The organism is Kutzneria sp. NPDC051319 (assembly GCF_040682195.1).
GTDB lineage: Bacteria > Actinomycetota > Actinomycetes > Mycobacteriales > Pseudonocardiaceae > Kutzneria.
Genome location: NZ_JBFBAM010000043.1, coordinates 77,048 through 79,182 on the forward strand (window position 1 = coordinate 77,048; position 2,135 = coordinate 79,182).

At 69.7% G+C, this 2,135-nt stretch carries 2 protein-coding genes; one reads left to right on the forward strand and one right to left on the reverse strand.

Going from position 1 to position 2,135, the window contains the following annotated elements; genetic code table 11:
• Positions 1-91: 91 nt before the first annotated feature.
• Entirely contained in the window at positions 92-886 is a 795-nt protein-coding gene (locus AB0M73_RS32480; protein ID WP_363898673.1) for a hypothetical protein, read from the reverse strand.
• Positions 887-1,202: 316 nt separating this feature from the next.
• Here AB0M73_RS32480 and AB0M73_RS32485 point away from each other — a divergent pair.
• The coding region (locus AB0M73_RS32485) for a hypothetical protein (RefSeq protein WP_363898676.1) at positions 1,203-2,135 on the forward strand (933 nt) is incomplete at its 3' end.

Sequence of the window (2,135 nt, forward strand, 5' to 3'; positions counted from 1 at the left end):
GTCCCGGGGGGCGCGCCTCCCCCCCCCGCCCCCCCCCCCGGCCGCCCCCCACAACCCGGTGTGAACGACGGAGGAAACGGTCTGCGCGGTGTCAGTTCCCGCGCTGTGCGTGTAGTTCGGCGCGCATCTCGTCCAAGGTCCGCCCGTCGGGTGTCCTGAGCACCGTCCACCCGTTTTGCGGGTAGCCGCTCAGGGCACTGGCAGCACCGGACGGGGTCGCGTACACCCGCCCGTCAGTGAGGACGACCGTTCCGTCGGCCCGAATCCGTGCCCCCAGCTCGCCGCCCGCCCCGGCGTCGAGCGGCAGGGTGTCCTCGAGCCCCGCGACCGCCTCGCTGAGATCGCAGTGCAGCCTCATCACGGCGGCGGCGGTGGGCGCGACGATGAGCGGCCAGCGGTCGTCGACGCCGAACCACTGGCCGACTCGCTGCCAACGACCCTCGTGGGCCAGCAGCATTTCGACGTCGATTACGTGGTCACAGGACGAGGGGTAGGTCGGATCGACCGGGTGAGTCAGGCGTACGACGAGATCCCCGTCGTATAGGTCGTCGGCCGGGGGCTGATCATCGACCCATTGTCCGGCGAACAGGGCCACCTCACCCGCGCGGTCGGGGTCGGTGACGCCGATGATGTGCACGGCCACCACGAGCATCGCCCATACGTCGTCCGGGGACCGCATCGGTGTGCCGGTGGCCGACGCCGTCGGGGCGAGGATCAGGGCATCGGACGGCAGCCCCTGCCATTCCTGTGCCGAGGCCTCGTGTTGCGGCTGTGACGGCCCGGGGGGCGCGGTGGTGTGTTCGGGTGCGGGTTCGGTTCGGGATCCGTCCACGGCCCCGTCGGGGACCGTTTCGGCTATCGGTGGTGTGACGTCGTCGGTCGGCATGTCTATGTGCTCCTTCGGTTTTTGTGGCGGTCGTGGCCGATCGGCCGACCTGTATGGACGCTTCGTGCGGTGGGGGTTGTCAACGACGTTGTGCGCGGCAGTGGTGAAGTGGACCCGTGTGGCGTAACGATTCCCAGCCCCACGCAACGCTCCACACGAGACGGTCATCTTGTTTCCCACGCCGCTTGACTTCATGGGCCGAAGGAAGCGTCCATATTGGTGTAGCCCGCACACACCGGCAGCGCACCGGGGGCACACCCGCTCCGGCCGGGGCATGACCACACCAGCGATCACGAACCGCGAATCGAGGGACGTCATGTTCAGCAAGACCCGCACCCGCACTACCGCCACCACCGATACGACTGGCTCCGACAGCACGCTGCGGTCAGTTCCCGACCAGGACACCGCCGCGACCGTCCGCACGGACAGCGAAGACAAGCTGTGGGAGGCGTTGCACACCAACCCGAACAGCACCGCCGCCGACCTGTCTGGCGTGGCGAAGATCGGGAAGTCGACCGCGCAGAAGATCCTGGTGAAGTGGGAGGGCGAGGGCAGCGTCACCCGCACCGTCACGCGCGTCGGATTCGGTGAGGGCGGTCGGCGCGCCGCCGACCTGTGGGCAATCGCTGAAACCACCGACACAACCCCCGATGTCCCGGCCGACGACGGCACCGAGACGTCGACCGACGGCACGCCCGCAGCCGAGAGCACAGTGGAGGACAGCGCCCCGGCACAGACCGCGCAGGATGAGCCGACAAGCGCCCCTACCGACCTGGATCCGACCGACGCCGCTGCGCCCGCCGAGGAGAACCTCAGCGAGTCGGCCATCGCCGAATCCATCGACCCCGCCGCCGAAGGCGCGCAGGACACCCACGACACGGCCACCGACGCCGTACCCGAGGACGCGCAGGACATGACCGTCGACACGATGCGCGAGGAGACCGAACCGGCCGATGCCGAACCCGCCAGCACTGAGGCGGCCCAACCTGCCGACGGCGGCACGACGCCCGAGGACGCCACGGGGACGGTCACCGACGATGGGAAGGCCGGGAGGTCGGAGCGGCTGGCACCCGGCGCGCTGCGTGGGATGGTCGAGGACCACCTGCGTGATCACCCTGACGAGCAGTTCGGTCCCACCGCGATCGCCAAGGCCTTGGGCGGGAAGTCCAGCGGCGCGGTGAGCAACGCGCTGGACAAGCTGGTCGCCGACGGCGTGGCGGTCAAGACCCAGGACAAGCCGAGGCGGTTC